Source organism: Candidatus Poriferisocius sp. (assembly GCF_965219815.1).
Classification (GTDB): Bacteria; Actinomycetota; Acidimicrobiia; order Acidimicrobiales; family Bin134; genus Poriferisocius.
Genome location: NZ_OZ244791.1, coordinates 3,398,207 through 3,413,539 on the forward strand (window position 1 = coordinate 3,398,207; position 15,333 = coordinate 3,413,539).

The 15,333-nt window shown below is 64.8% G+C and carries 16 protein-coding genes and 1 tRNA gene; 8 read left to right on the top strand and 9 right to left on the bottom strand.

Translation table 11 applies throughout. From position 1 onward, the window contains the following. Positions 1-13: 13 nt before the first annotated feature. Entirely contained in the window at positions 14-646 is a 633-nt protein-coding gene (locus tag ACOQPI_RS16275) for an ATP-dependent Clp protease proteolytic subunit (protein WP_420620665.1), read from the bottom strand. Further along, positions 643-2,010 (bottom strand): trigger factor, encoded by a 1,368-nt coding sequence (gene tig / locus ACOQPI_RS16280; RefSeq protein ID WP_420620666.1) that lies wholly within the window; start codon positions 2,008-2,010, stop codon positions 643-645. Before tig ends, ACOQPI_RS16275 begins: the two co-directional genes overlap by 4 nt. A gap of 86 nt (positions 2,011-2,096) precedes the next feature. On the opposite strand from tig, the gene ACOQPI_RS16285 reads away from it, so the two are divergent. Beyond that, positions 2,097-2,167 (top strand) — tRNA-Gly (locus ACOQPI_RS16285). Here the strand turns inward: ACOQPI_RS16285 and ACOQPI_RS16290 are convergent. The 4 genes from ACOQPI_RS16290 to ACOQPI_RS16305 all read right to left on the bottom strand — a co-directional run bounded on the left by ACOQPI_RS16290 (position 2,159) and on the right by ACOQPI_RS16305 (position 8,513). Beyond that, positions 2,159-3,553: a DUF459 domain-containing protein gene (locus tag ACOQPI_RS16290; protein WP_420620667.1), complete on the bottom strand. Its 1,395-nt coding sequence runs from the start codon at positions 3,551-3,553 to the stop codon at positions 2,159-2,161. The genes ACOQPI_RS16285 and ACOQPI_RS16290 overlap by 9 nt on opposite strands. Before the next feature lies 1 nt (position 3,554). After that, the gene (locus ACOQPI_RS16295) at positions 3,555-4,991 is read right to left on the bottom strand and encodes an MBOAT family O-acyltransferase (protein WP_420620668.1); all 1,437 of its coding nucleotides are present in this window, start codon (positions 4,989-4,991) and stop codon (positions 3,555-3,557) included. Positions 4,992-5,111: 120 nt separating this feature from the next. Beyond that, the gene (locus ACOQPI_RS16300) at positions 5,112-7,544 is read right to left on the bottom strand and encodes an efflux RND transporter permease subunit (RefSeq protein WP_420620669.1); all 2,433 of its coding nucleotides are present in this window, start codon (positions 7,542-7,544) and stop codon (positions 5,112-5,114) included. A 147-nt stretch (positions 7,545-7,691) separates the two neighbouring features. After that, positions 7,692-8,513, bottom strand: a complete 822-nt coding sequence (locus ACOQPI_RS16305) for an MBL fold metallo-hydrolase (RefSeq protein ID WP_420620670.1) — start codon at positions 8,511-8,513, stop codon at positions 7,692-7,694. A 623-nt stretch (positions 8,514-9,136) separates the two neighbouring features. On the opposite strand from ACOQPI_RS16305, the gene ACOQPI_RS16310 reads away from it, so the two are divergent. The 3 genes from ACOQPI_RS16310 to ACOQPI_RS16320 all read left to right on the top strand — a co-directional run bounded on the left by ACOQPI_RS16310 (position 9,137) and on the right by ACOQPI_RS16320 (position 11,874). Further along, positions 9,137-11,104, top strand: a complete 1,968-nt coding sequence (locus tag ACOQPI_RS16310) for an RCC1 domain-containing protein (RefSeq protein WP_420620671.1) — start codon at positions 9,137-9,139, stop codon at positions 11,102-11,104. A gap of 7 nt (positions 11,105-11,111) precedes the next feature. Continuing rightward, on the top strand, positions 11,112-11,375 hold the full coding sequence (locus ACOQPI_RS16315) for a hypothetical protein (protein WP_420620672.1): 264 nt from the start codon (positions 11,112-11,114) through the stop codon (positions 11,373-11,375). Between the two features lie 163 nt (positions 11,376-11,538). Then, entirely contained in the window at positions 11,539-11,874 is a 336-nt protein-coding gene (locus tag ACOQPI_RS16320) for a hypothetical protein (RefSeq protein ID WP_420620673.1), read from the top strand. Here ACOQPI_RS16320 and ACOQPI_RS16325 read toward each other — a convergent pair. Further along, positions 11,858-12,181, bottom strand: a complete 324-nt coding sequence (locus tag ACOQPI_RS16325; protein WP_420620674.1) for a hypothetical protein — start codon at positions 12,179-12,181, stop codon at positions 11,858-11,860. The genes ACOQPI_RS16320 and ACOQPI_RS16325 overlap by 17 nt on opposite strands. Positions 12,182-12,356: 175 nt before the next feature. Here ACOQPI_RS16325 and ACOQPI_RS16330 point away from each other — a divergent pair, with 175 nt between their 5' ends. Beyond that, on the top strand, positions 12,357-12,500 hold the full coding sequence (locus ACOQPI_RS16330; RefSeq protein WP_420620675.1) for a hypothetical protein: 144 nt from the start codon (positions 12,357-12,359) through the stop codon (positions 12,498-12,500). 3 nt (positions 12,501-12,503) lie between these two features. After that, positions 12,504-12,671 carry a hypothetical protein gene (locus tag ACOQPI_RS16335; protein WP_420620676.1) on the top strand — a complete coding sequence of 56 codons (168 nt, stop codon included), beginning with the start codon at positions 12,504-12,506 and terminating at the stop codon, positions 12,669-12,671. Here the strand turns inward: ACOQPI_RS16335 and ACOQPI_RS16340 are convergent. After that, positions 12,661-12,819, bottom strand: coding sequence for a hypothetical protein (locus tag ACOQPI_RS16340; RefSeq protein WP_420620677.1), 159 nt, complete (start codon positions 12,817-12,819; stop codon positions 12,661-12,663). The genes ACOQPI_RS16335 and ACOQPI_RS16340 overlap by 11 nt on opposite strands. 363 nt (positions 12,820-13,182) lie before the next feature. Here ACOQPI_RS16340 and ACOQPI_RS16345 point away from each other — a divergent pair, with 363 nt between their 5' ends. Further along, on the top strand, positions 13,183-13,785 hold the full coding sequence (locus ACOQPI_RS16345) for a pyridoxamine 5'-phosphate oxidase family protein (protein WP_420620678.1): 603 nt from the start codon (positions 13,183-13,185) through the stop codon (positions 13,783-13,785). A gap of 153 nt (positions 13,786-13,938) precedes the next feature. On the opposite strand, the gene ACOQPI_RS16350 is transcribed toward ACOQPI_RS16345, so the two are convergent. Beyond that, positions 13,939-14,901: an oxidoreductase gene (locus ACOQPI_RS16350; RefSeq protein WP_420620679.1), complete on the bottom strand. Its 963-nt coding sequence runs from the start codon at positions 14,899-14,901 to the stop codon at positions 13,939-13,941. Positions 14,902-14,991: 90 nt separating this feature from the next. Here ACOQPI_RS16350 and ACOQPI_RS16355 point away from each other — a divergent pair, with 90 nt between their 5' ends. Then, positions 14,992-15,276 carry a DUF1971 domain-containing protein gene (locus ACOQPI_RS16355; protein WP_420620680.1) on the top strand — a complete coding sequence of 95 codons (285 nt, stop codon included), beginning with the start codon at positions 14,992-14,994 and terminating at the stop codon, positions 15,274-15,276. Positions 15,277-15,333: the final 57 nt, after the last annotated feature.

Here is a 15,333-nt window from a genome sequence, read left to right on the forward strand (position 1 = left end):
TTCCTGTCCCCCCCTACCGGATGGCCGTTATGGGGCCGGCGGTCTCGACGACGTCACGCGACGAGATGACCTCGTCGATGATGCCGTATTCCTTGGCGTCCTCGGCGGTCATCACGTAGTCGCGGTCAGTGTCCTGCTTGACCTTCTCGAGGTCCTGGCCGGTATGGCGGGCCAGGAGCTGCTCAAGCTGGTCTTTGAGCCGTTGGATCTCCCGCGAGGCGATCTCGATATCGGAAACCTGCCCGGACGCCCCGGCGTAGGGCTGGTGGATCAGCATCCGGGAATGAGGCAGCGCCAGGCGTTTGCCGGGGGCGCCCGCGGCCAAGAGCACCGCGGCCGCCGAGGCCGCTTGCCCGAAGCAGATAGTGGTGATGTCGGGCTTCAGGTACTGCATGGTGTCGTAGATGGCGAACATGGCGTTGATGTCGCCGCCCGGACTGTTGATGTAGAGGTTGATGTCTTTGTCGGGGTTCTCCGACTCCAAGTGCAGAAGCTGGGCGCAGATGAGGTTGGCCACCGTATCGTCGATCGGAGTGCCCAAGAAGATGATGTTCTCCTTGAGCAGGCGGGAGTAGAGGTCGAACGAGCGCTCACCCCGGTTGGTCTGCTCGACCACGACTGGCACCATGTAGTTCTGAGGGTTCATGTGGTTTGGCTCTCGATGGTGTTGGGGGGAAGGTCAGACTCGTTGTCGGGGTTCAGGCTAGACCGCTGAATGGGGTTTCCGTCGGGATCTTTTATCTCAACCCGCTCCAACACCCATTCCCGGGTCTTGCGCATCCTTGCGTCCAATCGTACCCCCTTGAGACTGCTTTCATCGGCAGCAAATACCGATGACTTGAGCTCGTCCACGGTCTGGCCCACCTGCGCAGCCAGCATGGCCAGCTCGAAATCCATGTCCTCATCGGTGGCTTCAATGGACTCCGCGGCGGCCACCGCCCGCAGAGCCAGATCGGTTTTCGCCTCCTGAAGGGCGGGTTCGCGCAGCGCTTCGGCCATCTCCTCTGCGGTCTGGCCAATGGCTTCCAAATAGGCGTCCACCTCGATTCCCTGGCTGGCCAGGCGCATCTGGAGGGTCCGCAGGCGATGCTGGACTTCGGCGTCCACCAGGGCGTCGGGGATGTCGTCGGTCACCAGTTCGGCGAGCTGTTCTCCCACCTGGGTGGCCAAGGAAGCCAAGGCGTTGGCCCGCTTGGCCCGGGCGATGTTATCGCTGACGTCGGTCCGCAGTTCTTCAGCGGTGTCGAACTCCGAGGCCTCCTGGGCGAATTCGTCGTCGAAGTCGGGCAGAACCGTCTCCTGCACCTCTTTGACCAGGATGCGGAACCTCAACAGCCCGTCTTCGTCGGGATCGGGATGCTGGGCGTTGAACTCCAAGATTTCGCCGGCTTTGGAGCCTCGGAGCTGTTCGTCGATCTCCGGCACCACGGCGCCTTGGCCCACCTCGTAGGCGTAGTCGTCCACGGTGAGGCCCTCCACTTCCTCGCCGTTGTAGGTCCCGTAGATGTCCATGGTCACGGTGTCGCCGTCGATTGCCGGGCGGGTGACCGGGGCCAGCTCCCCGAACTGCTTGCGAAGCTGGTCCACCTGCTGGTCGATCTCCTCGTCGGTGGGGACCGGGCTGGGCACCTCGGCTTTGAGCTGGTCGTATCCGGTGACCGAGATCAGGGGACGCACCTCGACTACTGCGTCGAAGCTGACCGGTCCCTCCTCGGCCCCGCCAGTGATGTCGATCTCCGGCGGGGAAATCACGTCTACGTCGTGGTCGTTCACCGCCTGGGCGTAATACTCGGGAACAGCGTCGCTGAGGGCCTCTCCCCGAGCCGCCTGAGGGCCCAGCCGGGCCTCCAACACCCGGCGGGGGGCTTTGCCGGGGCGGAACCCAGGCAAGCGCACTTGGCGGGCGAGCTTGCGGAACGCCTCGTCGAGCTTCTGCTCGAATTCCTCGGCATCGATGTCCACCGACACCTTGACCCGGTTGTCGTCCAAGACCTCGACTGTGCTCCTCACAGGTGTGGCAGTTTACCGGCGACCCCTCGAATCCTCGTGTCGTAGCCGGTTGCCGGAACGGGTGGATATCATGAACGACCAGCCCTGCGGGTGTAGTTCAGTGGTAGAACCCCAGCCTTCCAAGCTGATGACGCGAGTTCGATTCTCGTCACCCGCTCTCTTCGAAGTCCCACCTTTCCCGGGCGACTTCCACGATCTTCTCTGCTACCCAGGCGGACCCCGTGCGGTTGATGTGGACTCCGTCTTCTTGCCGCACCCGCACCGGGTCGCCTCCCCATGGCGGAGAGAGGCTCTCCTGATAGGGGCCGTCGCCACCGAATAGATCCCAGACGTCCACCATGGTCACACTGGGACGCACCAGGGTCACCGGCCATGAGATCTCGTTGATCAGTGGATTTCCGATGCTGAACGGCTCGGTCCGGGCCGGGGGCAAGCCAACCCACACCACGTGGCGGTGGGAGGCAACGAGGGTGTCGAAGGTGATGTGCATACGCCAGGTCCACTCCGACCGCCATGCGTCGGACCCTGGGATCAGCACCATTCCATCGGCTGACTGCATGGCCTGCCAGTCGTTTCCTCCCATGATCAGCACGACCAACTCGGGGTTGTCCTCAGCCACGATTTCTAGGAACTCCGCCGGCCAATTGAAGAAATCGGGCCGGGCCAGTCCGGTGCCGTTGCGGGAGTCCACGGTCACATCGAGCAACCCGCCGCCAACCGCGCCGGCCAGGGCGTGGCCGGGGTAGAAGGCCTGGCTGTCGCCCGCCACGTACACCCGCAAGGGATCTTCGGGGGTGATGGTGCGGATCTTTGGAGACGGGAGCAGCACGGGGTCGTTCGAGGGAAGAGGCGGCAGGGGCTGACCCTCGTCGTCGAAGCCGAGCTGGAGATCGGGAGAAGCTCCGGTCGGCTCGGACCCTCCGTTGGGGATGTCGCCACTCGTGGGCGTCGGGCTCCCGTCAGGGTCTAGGCTGACAACCGGAGTCGGGCTCCCGTCTGGAGCGGGACCTCCAGCTAGACCCGGTGTCCCAGATTGATCGGTGAGGCCGGGGTCTTTGTCTGCTTCGGGAATCCAGGGCTGGTCGTTCTGCGTCGGCGATTCCGTTTGTGCCGGGGCGCTAGTAGCCGCGGGAGCCGTAGAAGTGGATGTCGGAGGCGCAAGGGTTGCCGTCGGAGCCGCGACCGACGACGACCTCCGCTCCCGAGCCAAGTTGGCGGCCACCGCCTGGATGCTGTCCACCCTTTCGCCGGCGTCGGTGCCCACTCCCCGGATGTCGGTGATGAGGTCATAGGGCCGGTTCAACGCCAAGAAGTTGGCCACCCGGTCGACGCCTTCGGCCACGTCCAACCATCGGTCCCGGCTATCGCCCAGCGGCTGGCGCTCGGCGATCTCCACCAGCTTGCCGCTCACCAAGAACACCGCCAGCAGCAGACAGCCCAAGACTCCTGCCGTCATCCTCATCACGCTGGAGGTGCCGCGTCCAAGTCCGGGGCCACCCATGTCAGTGCCGGTAGTAGCGATGTCGGAGCGGGAAGTACTCATGTCAGAACTGGAAGTAGATGTAGTCGGCCACCCCTTCGGGGCCGAGGGCGACAACCACCATGATCCACACCGAGAAACCCACCGCGGTCAAGCCGAGCGGAGTTCTCTCCAATGCCTCCGATCCCTTCTCGGTCCAAGACCGGGGGAAGAACTGAGCGGCGAGGGCAGCCAAGATGGCCAGAGCCACCAGTGGGTTCAGCAACTCAGGTCCGGTGCCCCACCCGGTGAATAGCCGTACAAGCACGTCGCCGGCGCGGCCCAGCGTCTCGCTATTGAACAGCACCCAGCCCAGGCACACGAAGTGGAAGACCCAGAACCGCCGCACCCACAGCCGGGTGGTGTCTGACGGGGTCCAGCGCCAGCCCAACAGAGCTAGTTCCCGCGGTTTTGGGACATGGCTGGTTCCGCTCCGCCATCGTTCCACCGCCAAACCCACCCCGTGGTAGACGCCCCAGACGATGAACACTCCGGCCGCGCCGTGCCACAGGCCCCCCAGGGCCATGGTGATGAGCAGGTTCCGGTAAGTGGCTAGGCGACCGCGGCGATTGCCCCCCAGAGGAATGTAGAGGTAATCCCGCAGCCAGCGAGACAGGGTCATGTGCCACCGCCGCCAGAAGTCCTGAATGGAGTCGGACACGTAGGGGGCATCAAAGTTCTGGGGGAAGCGGAACCCCATCAGCAAGGCGATGCCGATGGCCATGTCGGTGTAGCCGGAGAAGTCGGCGTAGATCTGCACGGCATAGCCGTAGATCCCGGCGAGAATGTCCAGGGCGCCGTGCTCGCCGGGAGATTCAAAGGCGTCTTTCACCACTGCTCGGGCCAGGAAGTCGGCGATGACCACCTTCTTGAACATGCCCCGTCCGATGAGCCTCACGGCGTGGGCCACCTCTGCCCGGTCAGGGCGGGCTTCGGAGCGCAGCTGGGGCATGAACTCGGTGGCCCGCACGATCGGGCCGGCCACCAGCTGGGGGAAGAACGACAAGTAGACCGCGAAGTCGAGCAGCATTGCCTCCTCGGTGCGGCCCCGGTGAACATCAACCACATAGCTGATGGCCTGGAAGGTGAAGAACGACACCCCCACCGGCAGCACGATGTCGAGAGCGGGACTGGAGATTCCCAGGTTGCGGTCAAGGCTGTCGGTGAAGAAGTCGTAGTACTTGAAAAAGGCCAGAACCCCGAACGACAGCGTCACCCCGCCGGCCACCGCAAGCTTGCGAACCCGTTCGCTGTTGACGCGCACGTTGATTGCGGCAGCAATCGCATTTCCCAAGGTCATGCCCACCAGCAGCAGCACGAAGCGGGCGTCCCAAGCGGCGTAGAACCAGTATGAGGCCCCCAGCAGAAACAGCTTCCACGGTACCGGCCACCGCCGCAGTGCCCATGCCACTGGCAGCACCACAGCAAAGAACGCAGCAAAGCTGAAAGTGGGAAAAAGCACCCTCGCCAACCTATAGCCAGCTAATGCCGGGCTACACAGCCCACCCCGGGCGTCATAGGTGTTGTCAACGTTGGGGCTGCCCCCGCGCAGAGCCTTCTGCGGGGAGAGCAGGGGGCCGGGTTAGTGGGCCTCTTGGCGCCAGCGGTGGTAGGCGGCCCAGATGACCAGCATCGGGGGCAGCACCACTACTGCGGCGATTAGCGAGTAGATGACGGTGATGGCAGTGAGCAGACCGAACTGGCCCATCGGCGCGATGGGGCTGAACATCAGCACCATGAACCCCAGCGCCGTAGTGAGCGCCGAGCCGATGAGCGCCCCACCGGTGGTGCTCATCGTGGTGTTGATGGCCTCGCTGATCGATTTGCCGTGGTCCACCTCTTCGATGAAGCGGTGGGTGACGTGGATGGTGTAGTCCACGCCGATGCCGATGGACAGCGCGGTGATTAGAGCAGTTATCACGTTGTAGCTGTAGCCCAGGAGCACCATGGTGCCCAGCACCCACACCAGCACCAGCAGGATGGGCAGCACCGACAAGATGGCCAGCATGGGCCGGAACTCGGTGATCCAGAAGAACAGGATCAGCACCGCCAAGGCGGCCAGGATGGTCAACATGATGGAGGTGGCCTGGCTCTCGGTGAGGCTGTCGGTAACCTCCAGTGAGGTGATCTCATTGGCCACCGGGGTGATGTCGTCGTCGCTGCCAAACCACAGCCCGTCCACGTCGGCGAACAGCTCGCGGGTGCGGTCGGCGTCGCCGGTGAGCGCGTTGAACTGCAAGATGGTGCGGTCGTCGCTGCCTGCCGCCCCCAGCGCCACTACCGAGTCGAAGCGATCTGGATCGTGGCTGCGCATCAACTCGAGCACGCGGTCGATGGTGTCGCTGTCGATGACGAGCGGGCTTGAATCGTCGGGCGTCAACTCACCTTGGATTTGGGCCTGCAATTCCGTGGGCAGGTCGGCGAAGTAGGTGCCCAGCGAGTTGGTGATAGCGCTGCTCACCGCCTCGGGCCGCTGAGAGGGGTCTTCGATGGCCGCAGAGAAGTCCAGCAGGTTGCGCAACGTGCGGTCGTCGGACAGATCGGATTCCACCAGCACGGTCACCGGCTCGGTGTTGCCGCCCAGGTTCTCGGTCATGAACACAGCGTCTTCTTTGCTCTCGGTGCCGTCGGGGATGAAGTCGGTGGAGTTGAACTCGGTGCCGAGCTGAGTGGTGAGCGCCATGAAGACTACGGTGACGATGCCGGTGGCCGCCAAGATGACCGAGGGGCGGCGCACCGTGGCGCCGCCGATGGACTGCACCAACTTGCCGGCGCCGGGGATGGCCTGGTCGATGGGCCGGATCTGGGGTGTTTTGCCCTTGGCCTCGCCTCGGCGGTCCAACAGCGAGCGCGCCGCAGGAACCGCGGTCAAGAACACGGTCAGGCCGCTGAACACGCCCACCGCGGCCACCACGCCGAAGTCGGCCAGCCCCGAGATATCGCCGAACAGGTTGGTGAGGAAGCTGACGATGGTGGTCACCCCGGCCAATCCCAGGGGCAGCATCACCCCGGCCACCGACTTGGAGATGCCCTCGGTGGTATCGGCCCCTCCGGAGCGCACCTCGCGATAGCGGGAGGTGACCTGTATGCCGTAGTCCACGCACAGCCCGATGAGCATCACCGGCACCATCTGGGCCAGCACGCTGGGGGCTCCGATCAGGCCGAGTCCATCGGGGCCGAGCAGCCCTTGGAAGCCGAGCGCCCAAACGATGGTGAGGATCAACCCGCCCATCGACAACAACACGTCGGATAGCTGCCGGTAGAACAGCACCAGCAGTACGGCGATCACCAGAAACGCCACCAGCATGAGGTTGCGGGTGGAACTCTGGCTGGAGTCGTCGGACTCCTTGTCGCTCTTGCCCTGAGAGGCGGCGCGGGCCGATTCCAGCTCGGCCAGCGGCACCTGCTTCACCGCCTCGTCCACCGTTAGCTGCGCCTCGGCCAGCCCGTCGGGGTCGCCGTAGGCGTTCACCGTGACGATGCCGATGCCGCCGATTACTCGGCCCGCATCGTCGCGGGCCACGATCTCGTCCAGGAACACGGCCAGCGCGGCGTTGGACTCGTCGGCGATGGCAGCGTCGATCTCCCCCTGCGGGACCGATGCCAGATCCATGCTGCGGGGATCCCCACCGGGACCGGCCAGCATCTTGGCCAGCACATGGCCGGGCGATGTGGCCGGCCGGTCTTGGAACAGGTAGCCGGCCAGTTCCGGGTGGGCGGCGGCGGTGTTGGTGGCCGCGGCGGCATCGGCCGCGCCCGCGGGGCTCAGCACATCGCCCCGCAGCACCACCTGCATCACCTCGAGCTCAGCGGAGTCGGGAAAGCTCTCGGCCAAGTTGTCGATGGCCTCCACCAGCTCGCTGCCCTCGGGCAGGAACGCATCCTCCACGTCCGCGGTGTCGGAGGTTCTGGTGAAGCCAACCACCGCTATCACGGTCACCACCAGCATTGCCGCCAGCGCCGTCCACGGACGGCGCCCAACCCAACGACCGTAAACCTGGAACAACTTGCTCATGCCTGCCCGCCTGTTATCGCCTTGAGTGGCTGTTTCTAACCCTCGTGAAGGTTACAGGACAACGGTGTCAATTTCGGACACAAGCCCAAGGCTTCGATCCGAGTCCAACCGCGCGCCACCAGCAGATTCAGCAGCGTGTGCGAGAGCCTAGAACTCGACCACCGTGAGGTCGTCGCCCACGACGATCTCCCCCTCGAAGTGCTCGGCGGCCAGCGCCCGCCACTCATCCTCTTGGCCCGCGGGCAGCGACGGGATGTAGTGGGTCAGCACCAACTGGGCCACCCCGGCCCGCGCCGCGGTCCGCGCCGCGTCCTGCACCGTTGAGTGGTAGTCCAAGATGTCGAGGAACCGCTCGGAGGGAACAAGCCGCACCAAGTCTTCCCTCATCACAGTCTGCACATAAGCGTCGGCCCCATCGCACAGCTCGTCGAGCTCGTCGCAGGGAACTCCGTCGCCGCCCAGCACTGCCACAACGCCCTCATGCTCCACCCGGAACGCCACCGACGGCTCCACCGGCGCATGGTTGGTCCGCCCCACCATGATCGCGGCCTCGCCCACCTCGAAATGGTCTCCCGCCAACACCTCTACCACCTCCACAATGGGTTCCCAGGTGAGATCGTCGTGGTGGGCCAGGCGGAAGCTGATGTCGGGGCCGAGCATGGCCAACAGGCCGTCTGCCATCTCCTTGGTGCGGACCGGGCCGTACACTTTCAGCGGCGTGGGCTCGCTGCTCATCGTCCAGTGCATCGAGACCACGTCGTTGAGCGAGCAGATGTGGTCGGAGTGCAGGTGGGTGAGCAGCACGGCATCCAACCCCAGCGGCAGCACCCCGGCCGCCACCAGCCGCATCAGCGCCCCCCGCCCCGCGTCCACCATCAGCGTCGTGGTGCCAGCCTCAACCAGCGTTGCCGGCCCGGCCCGGTTCGGATCGGGCAGCGGCGTGCCCGTTCCGCAGAGCGTCACCTTCATAGCTTGAGCCGATCCTAGGCCAAAGGCTCCGCATTCTGCCCCCGTCCGGTAGCCAAACCCGAGCTACACCCGCACAATACCCGCCGACACCGGACACCCCCGAGGCCCTGGGCGCTCTCTCGGCCACTGTGGCGGCTGTGGCGGCGCTGTGGGCCCTACGGGGCAGCTTGGCCTCATGGCCAAAACTCACCTCCCTGCCCGCAGCCGCTTCGGCTCAAGGGAATCGAGCCGAGCGCCGCCGCTGCTCTCGGGGTTCTCTTTACTCAAGTACCGCGACTCAAGTACCGCGTCGCCTGGAAACAGGCGACCGCAACGAGCAAGCCGGCCGCTCCCCAAACGGTCACGCCCCTGGTCAAAAGCCAAGCTGGGCTCACAAGAATCCACAAAATTAGCCCGTACAGCGTGATGTCGGATTTCAGGACTAGGAGCGTTCTGGTTTCGCGCTCTACGGGGGCGTCGCCCGAGCTGCGGCCTCGTCGTGTAGCCACTCCCTTTCCAGGTATTCCCGAGCTGGCCCCAAAGCAGTACCGTCGGGGCGCTGCGGAGGGGTTTGACCGCTCACACCCCCCAGCTTAGGCGCGCTGTGGTGGTGGGCTTCCCGGCCCGGCTTGCTAGCTTGTGATGTGAGCAAAAGCCGGTTTTTAGCGGTATATCTGGTTCTCGGGGTGGTGGCCTCGGCGGCTATGGTGCCCGGTGGCTCAGCGGCCGCCCAGTTTATGGGCGACGTGGCGGCCCGCGACAGGCTGATCGCTGACCAAGAGGCCCTGTTGAACGTGTACCGCTGCCGGTTCGGCGTCGATACCCACGCCGTCCCCGGAGGCTGCGCCGACGGCGCACCCGCACAGCCCGCCGCCCCGCCAGGCGACTTCCAAAGCACCCCCACCGCCCAAGACATCGAAGCCCGCGACCAGCTCATCGCCGCCCAAGAGAACCTGTTGAACGCCTACCGCTGCCAACACGACATCGACACTCACATCGTCCCCGGAGGCTGCGCCGACGGCGCTTCCGCCCAAACCGGCGACACCGCCGCCGGCCGCTACACCGCCATCGCCGCCGGCGGCTGGCATTCGTGCGCCACGGACACCGCGGGTGCCATCGGGTGCTGGGGCAGGAACAGCAGCGGCGAGGCCGATCCGCCGGAGGGCCGCTACACCGCCATCGCCGCCGGCCAGAGCCATTCGTGCGCCATCGACACCGCGGGTGCCATCGGGTGCTGGGGCGACAACTACAGCGGCCAAACCGATGCGCCGGAGGGCCGCTACACCGCCATCTCCCCCGGCTGGCAACATTCGTGCGCCATCGCCGCCGACCAGACCATCGCCTGCTGGGGCGACATCAACAACCGCCAAACCACTGCGCCGGAGGGCCGCTACACCGCCATCTCCGGCGGCTACAATCATTCGTGCGCCATCAACACCGCAGGCACCATCAAGTGCTGGGGCGCAAACGACTACGGCCAAATCGACCCGCCGCAAGCTCCGGCGGCAACCACGCCGGCTAGCGGCGCTGTTCTCATATTGGTTCCCGCCGACGCCCCGGAGGGAAGGTGCGCTGAGCACGTCTCGCGGGGCGGCTACGCCTGGGAGAATTGCGCTTGGGAGCAGTACCGGGACAACCCCGAGCACAACCGGGCATTGTCCAATGCCGACGCCGATGCTTTGATCGGGGTGATTTGGGAGGAAGTCGAAGTGGAGGGCAAACCGGCCGCCCCGCCGACAAGCGCCCTGGTTCCGGCGAACGCCACCGCCTGCGCTGCGGGCGGCGGCGTTGTCGTGGGCTGCTACGACTTCGAGGCCCACCACATCGCCCGCTCAGACGCCTTCACCGAGACGCTGTTGCACGAAGTGGCCCACGCCTTGATGAGAGACCACCCCTCAATAGCAGAGTGCGACCAGGCCGCCTTCGACAGCGAGCTTCAAAGGTGCTTCCACAACGACGTTTTCCGCTGCGTGGCCGACCACCTTTTCACCGAGTACGCGGGCATCCCCACAGCGGGAGTTTGCGGCACGCAGGAAAGCTCAGACGATCCGGCCTGCCTGCCGTTCCTTGAATTTGAGGGCCTCGTTACCTCGTGCTTGGTGGAAGGCACGTCTTGGGTCCGGCTCGAAAGCCTCGTTCCGGGGTTTCTGTATGTCCACAGCCTCCTCCTCTCAGAGAGCAACACTTTCGACCACCCCCACGACGACGACACCCCGACGCTAAACGTCCTTTGCGAGGACGGTTCGCTCAGCGTTTTCGTTGACTTCGACGGCCAACGCATAAGCGGCCAACAAGCGCTCAGCGGCAAAATCCCCGTCTACTACGAACGCGACGGCTCGCCCCCGCACCCGCTGGAAAACATGCTGTGGGAGGAATCCGAAAACAACGAACACGCACTCGCCCCCAACCCCATAGAGTTCTCCGATTGGCTGACCGCAACCCAAGAACTCACCTTCACAGCACGGAACCACGACGACTCGCTGATCGGCACAATCGTTTTCGACACCACCGGCGCCGCCAGAGAAATCAACCGGATTCTAAACGCCTGCGGAATGAGCTTCTATCGGCCGCCCAACCCGACCCCCGCAGCGCTGGCGACCCCTGGGCGATAATGGGGCTGTGTCGGGCTTCTGGAAGAACCGCAAAAAACCTCCGTGGTACGTTTACCCACCCGGCGTCGTCGTCGTGGTGATGGCTGATAATCTCTTTGATTGGCTGTTCGCTTTGGGCCTCCCTGCCCCAATCTTTGCCTTCGGCTTTCTCGTCGGCCTTTTTGCCACCCCCTACTTGGCTTTCCGTGCCGGGAAATGGTTGAGCCATCGCTTCTCCGCGCTCGAAAGCGACCGCGAAGACATCAACTTTTTCGGCCGCCCCGACCCCTAGGCCAGCCAGCGGCCCCGGCCCGCCCGCTCCCCTACAGTGGGGGCATGGCCCGAAGCGTTGTGAACCGCGCAGCCAAGCTGGCAGAAGTGGTGATAGGAGAGAGCAGCCCTGAAATCTCAAGCCCAGGCGCTCGAGCTTGGGAGCGCTGGTGGGGGGTGGGGGCGTGAGCGATCATGCCCCGCCCCACCGCAGCGGTCCGGCCGATACCGCCGAGCAACCGGCCGAGAATCTGACCCTCTCGGAGCCGGGGGCATATATGCATACCCCCCAAACGGTTGCGCGCTCGAAAACTGAATTATGGCGCAACCTGTCAATTTCCTGGCTGCTTTACGGCGCTGTTGCGGGAAGTGCCATCTACGCCCGCAAATGGGGAGTGCCATTGTGGCTGACGCTTCTAGTCGCGCTCGGCGTTTGCGCGGTTCTGGCGGGGTTCGGCATTCAACGCGAGCGGAAGCGTCGTGGGAAGCGCCGCGGGCAGGGGTTCAATCCGTTCTCCTAGCCCTGGCGCGTCTCCAGGCTATGGCGCGGGGAGACTTCACGAACGTCTCAGGGCTCTCGGGCTCGATCCCAAAATCGGAGAACATTTGCAAGTGTCGTAAGGCCGCCTTTTTGCTCATGGCCATCACGCCCACAAACGACCCCACTGGGGGACCGGTAAAAATCACAGCATCGTACCAATCAAACGGCGTCCACAAAACCAGGGCCCAAATGCCGTTCATCATCACCACCGAAGCGAAGAAAATTGAGAGCAACTGAGCGCGCCGCCACTCCCGCAGCCAGCTTTTGGGAACGCTGGTAACAGCCATGCGGACACGGTATCGGGTGACGCCGGGCTGCCCGGCGGCCAGAAAAGAGCTGTGAGGCCTCCAGCTCCGGGGCATCGGGCACGGCGCCCTCAGGGCTCGATTCTATGGCCGCCAAGGCCTCCCGGCGCGGCCTCCGGGCCTGCGGCGCTCTACGGCCTTTTCCCACCTTGATTACATGGTTTCCGCTTCCCCCAAGCTCCAGGATCGGCCGATAGTCATTTGGGACGATGAGCCGCTGATGGATCAGCTAGGGGCCGTTTTGGCCCGAATGCGAGATCTGGGCGAGATGATGGCCCAATGGTCGGAGCTGGCTAGCTAGCTCATGGCCGAGCTGGCCCCGCAAACCGGAATCCTGTTCCTCTCAGAGCAAACCGGGCTCACCCGCCAAGCCACCCATAAGCGGATCGACCGCGTGGCCCCCACCAGCCGGGAGCCCTCGGCGTTTGGCGAGGGCTCCCGGCTTGTGGGGTCCAGGTCGGCTATTGGGTGAGCTTGATAGTCATCTCTTTTTTGCCGTCGGCCGGCGCGTCAGCGGCTTGGGCGAGAACGTGGGCCGCGGCTTCGTGCAGCTTCAAGATGCCAAGCGATTTGGCGACAGGCTCGAAGGAGTCGGCCACCTCGCCGCTGATCGAGGCCATCCACCTGTTGCCCTGCTTTCGCCCGAACTCGGTTCTCGGCGGCTCGTCCTTGGCAGCGGGGGGGTCCAAATACCTTCTTCGATCAGCACCTTGCGAACGGCCTTCTCGCTGATCCTCAGCATCTGGACTATGCCCTTGGAGGTTTCCTTGGGCCTGGCCCGTTGTAGGCGTATCACCCGCTGATGGTCGATGAGGTGCCGCCGGTAGTCGTTGCACTGATTGCTGAGCTTGATGGCCTCGGCGTCGTCCACGTCACGGTAAGCGACTTCTCTTGAGACCCGCCCCAATCGGCAGCGGTGTATATTGGGCGGTATATTCAGCAGGGGACTCAACTCTATGACTGCCATCGAATCCCAACCAGGAATGTCGGATTATTCTCAACTGCGGGATGTCTACTCAGAGCCGCTGCCGCGGGCCTCGCAGAAGGTGCTCGACCATTTGGACGCCCACTGCCGCAGGTTCATCGAGATGTCGCCGTTTTGTGTCATCAGCTCCACCGGCGCAGACGGCCGAGCCGACGCCTCGCCCCGGGGCGACCCGCCCGGGTTCGTGAAGGTCGTCGACAGGCACACCCTGTTGTTGCCCGACCGGCCCGGCAACAACCAAGTCGACACCATGCAGAACATCCTGAACCACCCTGTTGTGGGCCTGCTGTTCCTCGTACCCGGCATGAACGAGACGCTGCGGGTATGCGGCTCAGCGGAGATCGTCACCGACCAGCAGGTCTTGGCCCCGCTCTCGGTAAGCAGCCGAGCGCCGAAATCGGGGCTCAAAATAACCGTCAAGGACGCGTTCTTGCACTGCGGACGAGCGCTGCTCCGCTCCCGGCTATGGGACCCCGAGGTCCAGATCGACCGCTCCAGCTATCCCACCTATGGCCAAGTGCTGGCCGAGCAGATCGCCGGAGCCGACGCCGAGGCCATCGACCGCGACGAACAAAATGCCAACCGAGAAAAGCTCTACTGACGGAGCACCAAGTCGAATAAATCAGATGAGGCCACATTGACGGGCTCGGTTGAGGGTGACTTCGAAGAGGCGGGTGGTGGCAACGATCATCATGCCCTTGTAGTTGGCCGCGCCCCAGCCCTGGGCCTCGGCTTGGACGACGGGGCGGGCTTGTCATTGGGGGAGGCATTGCAGGCCGACGAGTTCTTCGGACACCTGCCAGAGCCGTGTGGCCGTTTCCCGGTTCTTCGCGGCTGCCGAGGGCTTCACTCGGGTCGGGTGGCCGCGCAGTTGTCCCCAGCGGTTGGGGCCGTAGTAGCCGCCGGGCTCGGCGTCGGGGGAAGTGGCCGCGAACAGGGTGGTCAGCGCTCCCTGCGGGACTGGCATGGCGAACAGCGGGTTCCAGACCTTGAGGACTCGGCTGTGGCGCAGGATGCCGGTGCGGGTGAAGCCGGGATGCGACGCCACCGACAGCATCTCAATGCCGGCGTCGTCGATGCGCCGTTGCAGCTCGAAGCAGAACAACAGGTTCGCCAGCTTGCTCTGCGCGTAGGCCGCCGCAGCCCGATAGGGGCGCGATTCCCACTGGAGGTCGTCGAAGCAGACCTCGCCCATGCGGTGGGCGTGGCTGGACACGGTGACCACCCGGCTGTCGGCAGTGGCTCGCAGCAGGCCCATCAGCCGGGCTGTGAGCGCGAAGTGCCCGAGGTGGTTGGTGCCGAACTGAAGCTCGAAGCCATCCGCAGTGCTCGACGCCGGAGGCACCATGACGCCCGCGTTGTTGACGAGCAGGTCTAGCCGCTCAAAGCGGCCGCTGCACCAGTCCGAGAACTCGCGCACCGAGTCCAAGTCGCCCAGGTCCAGCCTGGCGACATCCACATCGCCGCGACCGCCCGCTGCGCCGATGGCCTCGGCGGCAGCGGCACCGCGCCGAAGGTCGCGACAGGCCACCACTACCAGCGCACCGCGCCGGGCAAGCTGCAACGCCGTCTCGAGGCCCAGGCCCGAGCTCGCGCCGGTCACAACCGCCACCTTGCCCCCCAGCCCAGGCATATCGACCGCCGTCCACCTGCGCCTGCCCAAAACCCCCGACCCCCTGACTCGCCCCCACCCTAGACGACCCCGGAAACCACACACCGCGAACCGCCGCCTGCCAAGGGGGCGGCGTGCTCCGGTATGGAACTTCCCACTGATCTATCCTGTTGCTTTGTCCCTACACGGGAGGCGATGTCTGTCGTGACGACGGAGCGATTCGAAGTGCCGCCAGCAGCGGTTCCGGCCCGGCGCACCCCTAGTTTCACAGCAGAATCCATGCCGCCTGCGCTCGGTCGTTCCCACCTCACCTCGGTGTGGGCCGAGTTGGTAGTGGAGGAAGGCTCGGTGCAGTTCACCGACGAGGCGTCGCGCAACGTAAACGTAACGGCAGGACAGCGCACCCCCATACCCCCCGACATCCACCACCACATCAAGCCAGCACAAGACGCGGTGTTCCATATCCAGTTCTACCGCTGAAGTCACACCCGCACAGTGTCGCTATCATGCTCCACAAGGCGCTCGACATATCCGTCC